Genomic DNA, 4,117 nt, shown 5'->3' with positions numbered 1-4,117 from the left:
CGGTATATTACCGCCCAGAGGGCGGCGTTACGAAGGGTGGCACGTCAGTCCTATTTTAATTATTCTTGGGGAGCTGGAGCAGACAAACCTACTTGACGTGCAGGCTTTAAAACAACTGCCTTTTCCCCTTTAGATTTAGCATTTTTGCCGACGTGATTAGCCACTACTCCTAAACAGGGAATACCAAAACTTTCTAATTGACTTAGGACTTGCTTAACAACAGAATTTTTGGTTTTGCGAACAGCAACAACCATTAAGATTCCATCTGTACGCACCGCGATAAAATTAGCATCTTTAGCATCAACAAGAGGGGGCGTATCATAGATAACTAAATCAAACTTTGTTTGAAATTCATCCATTAAATGTGCCATAAAACTAGAACTCATTCGTCTAGCCGCACCCGGTAAAGGAATCCCAGCAGTCAATACAAACAGATTATCAGCTAGAGGCGATCTCTGAATAATATCATTAGACTCCATTTTATTGCAAAGTAGATCGCTCAGCCCTCTAAAATTTGGTAAATCTAATAAAGTATGTAGCGTTGGTGAATGCAAATTTGCATCTACTAACAGCACTCTTTGACCAGCAAGAGCCGCAACTTCAGCTAAGTGTAAAGCTACAGTAGATTTGCCGTCACCAGGTGCAGCAGAAGCAATAGTTAAGGAGCCAATCTGACGGTCTGAGAATAAAAAACAGAGATTAGTGTAAAGAGAATCAAAAGCTTCTAAAAATGGAGATGAACTCCTGCTAGTGACATCGTTGCTGACCAAAGAAGCATAACCATTTCGATGGTCGCGATCTAATTTTTCAGAATCTTTATCAAGGGGAATTACTCCTAACATAGGCAATTGAGTCGCATCTTTAATATCCTCAGCTACGTAGAAGATATTACGGATCTTTTCTATCCACAAAGCAACGAGAATACCCAATAGTAGACCACCCACTACTGCCATCGCAAATTTGTTTTTAGCTTTGCTGGGAGCTGGTGCTAAATTTCCAGCGGGATCGCGAGGTATCCGAGGCTTAGAAATTACTTCCCAAGGCACTTGATTTTGAGCGGCTTGCACTCGTAATGTTTCTCGCTGAGTCAAAAGTTGGTCGCGCGTTTTAGTCGCAATTTCCAACTTTTGTGACAATTCATTATACTTGCGAGCTACCACCGGAAATAGTTTGGCTTGTCGGTTAAAATCGTCTTTTGCCTGCGATATTGCCTGATTGCGAACTTCTAAGACCTGAATTTGATTAGCTGTATCAACCAGTTGTTTAATTAGTCCCACCCTAATCGAATTTTGAAATCTCATTACCTTAGAATTATTAGCATCAACTCCTAAGTTTTGACCAACAATCCGCTTGGTTTGCTGATTGAGTAAATCTAACAAGTTCGATCGCTTGCGTTCTAGAGCTTCTAGCAGGGGATTAGCAGATTTAAACCGCGCCGATTCTACAGCAATTTGACTTTCTACTTCCTTCACCTTTACTAACAATTCTTTATACTGAGGTTCTTCGCTCAAAGCTGAAGCAGCAATAGCTTCATTGGGCGTAAAGTCTAATTGTTTCTGCAAGTTAGCGTAAAGCGATCTCTGTTCTTCCAATAGCCTTTGAGTTTCTAATTCTTGAGTTTCAATAGTGCGAACTTGGGTTAACAATTCTTCCCCCTGCACTTTCGGATCGGTGATTTTTTGCTGTTGCTGCAATTGCTGTAAACTGGATGTCAGGTCATTTACGCGCTGTTGCAAGCTAGGAAGTTGGTCTTCAATAAATTTAACACCTTCTCCGATCCGGGTTTTCCGTTCTTCAAGGCTATATTTTAAATATTTCTTAGCCATTTCGTCTAAAATAAACTGTACCATCTGTGGGTCTTGTCCCAGATAGCGCACTTCAATAATCTTGGTTTGGTCAAGTAAATTACTGCCAACACGGATTACCAGTAATCCTCTTTTAAACTCTTCGTAGGTAAATTTAGGATATTTAGTTTTAACGCGCTCTACGATCGCAGAAAGCATTTGAGGACTCTGTAGAATTTCAAGCTGAGTAGGGTAATCTAAACTAAAAATATCTCGATTTGGTACTGCCGAGTCACTACGAGCTAGGGTAGAAGGTTCTGCAATTCTAGCTTCATTAGTTACGGGTTCGACTAAAAGCCGAAAATCTCCTTGATAGGTTTTCTTAGAACTTTTGATATAAAATCCTGCGCCGACTGCGACTAAAGTTGCGATCGTAATAATTAGCAGTGATTTGCGCCGGAACATCCGCCAAAAAGGGCCCAAGTTCAATCCTTTTTGAGGCGGGGGACTAGACTCGTCTGTATCGGCAACAGGTGATTCTTGAAATTGTCTGCCTCGTTTACCAATTGATACAATTTTATCATCCTGTTCTGTTTCCATGTTCACCTCTGATAGTTATTTGTCCGGTCACTCAATTAGGTCTTTAAATACCTGTCTCAATCAAAAGTTTACTGTGTGTCACCTCAAAAAAATTTACTTTGCATATAGCTCAACTATGAAATCTATGTGGTTATCTGGGATACCCGCTAGTCAGATGCAAGTTAAATGGGTAAAGCTTACGATCTACGATCTTTTTTAACACTTCTGACCAATTTAAAATCATAAGATGTAGTATTTTTTAATGACTTCCCAACTCTAACCCCTTTTGCTTCAAATTTTTTTAGCATTGGCGCGGGATGTTTGTAGATCATAATACTATGCTAACATAGCTGCACAGTGCCGCTTAAGCTCAGCATTGCAGCAAATTTTCCCTGGCAATAGGCATGACAATTGCTTATTTAGTTAATCAATATCCCAAGGTTAGCCATAGTTTCATCCGTAGAGAGATTGTCGCAGTCGAATCTTGTGCTATCAAAGTTGCACGTTTTTCAATCCGTTCTTGCGACGCTGAACTTGTAGATGAAGCCGATAAAGTAGAGGCAGAGCTGACTCGAACAGTCCTAGAAATTGGAATGCTAGGCTTACTCTGGAGCCTATTATGGACTGCGGCAACTAAACCTCTACGATTTTTGAAGGCTTTAGTGTTGATGTTTCGGGTTGGCTGGCATTCAGAACGGGGTATTTTGCGCCATTTTGCTTACTTAGCAGAGGCGTGTGTGCTTCTGGGTTGGCTTTCTGATGTGGGTGCGACACACCTTCACACTCACTTTGGGACAAATTCTACAACTGTAGCGATGTTGTGCCACGTTCTAGGCGGCCCTCCCTACAGTTTCACTGTGCATGGCCCGGAAGAGTTTGATAAGGCTACGGTTCTAGCTTTAGATGAAAAAATCAAGGGTGCGGCTTTTGTGGTGGCGGTGAGTTCTTTTGGCAAAAGTCAGTTATGCCGATGGTGCGATCGCGCTGAGTGGTCTAAAATTCATGTCATTCACTGTGGGGTAGATGCTGAGTTTTTGACTCAACCGCTGGTTCCCATACCGCAGGAACCTCGCTTAGTTTGTGTTGGTAGGCTTAGCGAACAGAAAGGCCATTTACTGTTAATAGAAGCTGCTAACGAGTTAGCAGTTTCAGGCTTGAAATTTAAGTTGGTATTGGTAGGTGATGGCGTACTCAGAGAGGCGATCGCATCTTTGATTACAAAGTTCAATCTACAAGAGTATATAGAAATTACTGGTTGGGCGACAGGTAATGAAGTTTTGCAACAAATTCTGGCGGCGCGAGCTCTGGTATTGCCGAGTTTTGCTGAAGGTTTGCCAGTAGTGCTGATGGAAGCCTTAGCTTTGGGTCGTCCTGCGATCGCTACTTACGTGGCCGGTATCCCAGAGTTAGTACAGCCTGGTGTCTGCGGTTGGCTAGTTCCCGCCGGTTCGGTGAGTGCCCTAGCAGAGGCGATGCGGGCCGCTTTGGAATCGCCACCAGAATTACTAGAAAAAATGGGCAAATTAGGACGCGATCGCATCGCTCAAAATCATGATGTTACTGTGGAGGCGAAGAAGTTAGTAACGTTAATTGGTAATTGCTAATTGCTAATTGCTAATTGCTAATTGCTAATTGCTAATTGCTAATTGCTAATTGCTAATTGCTAATTGCTAATTGGGAAAAAATTCTCCCCCTTTCCCCCTCCCCATCTTCCCCATCTCCCCCATCTTCCCCCTCTCTTCCCCTAGCCCCTA

2 protein-coding genes are annotated in these 4,117 nt (G+C 42.4%); one reads left to right on the top strand and one right to left on the bottom strand.

The features are described 5' to 3' along the window. Window positions 1-59: 59 nt before the first annotated feature. Window positions 60-2,384 carry a polysaccharide biosynthesis tyrosine autokinase gene (locus PY364_RS15700; protein WP_275523906.1) on the bottom strand — a complete coding sequence of 775 codons (2,325 nt, stop codon included), beginning with the start codon at window positions 2,382-2,384 and terminating at the stop codon, window positions 60-62. A 383-nt stretch (window positions 2,385-2,767) separates the two neighbouring features. On the opposite strand from PY364_RS15700, the gene PY364_RS15695 reads away from it, so the two are divergent. Then, a complete protein-coding gene (locus tag PY364_RS15695; RefSeq protein WP_275523904.1) occupies window positions 2,768-3,967 on the top strand; it encodes a glycosyltransferase in 1,200 nt (399 codons plus the stop codon). Window positions 3,968-4,117: the final 150 nt, after the last annotated feature.

The sequence above is a fragment of the Kamptonema sp. UHCC 0994 genome (assembly GCF_029167235.1).
GTDB lineage: Bacteria > Cyanobacteriota > Cyanobacteriia > Cyanobacteriales > Microcoleaceae > Kamptonema.
This window is presented reverse-complemented; position numbering and strand designations above follow the sequence as displayed.

Bases quoted from the DNA above. Each gene is read 5' to 3' on its own strand.
- PY364_RS15695 (WP_275523904.1), top strand. From the start codon at position 2,768: ATGACAATTGCTTATTTAGTTAATCAATATCCCAAGGTTAGCCATAGT.
- PY364_RS15700 (WP_275523906.1), bottom strand. From the start codon at position 2,384: ATGGAAACAGAACAGGATGATAAAATTGTATCAATTGGTAAACGAGGC.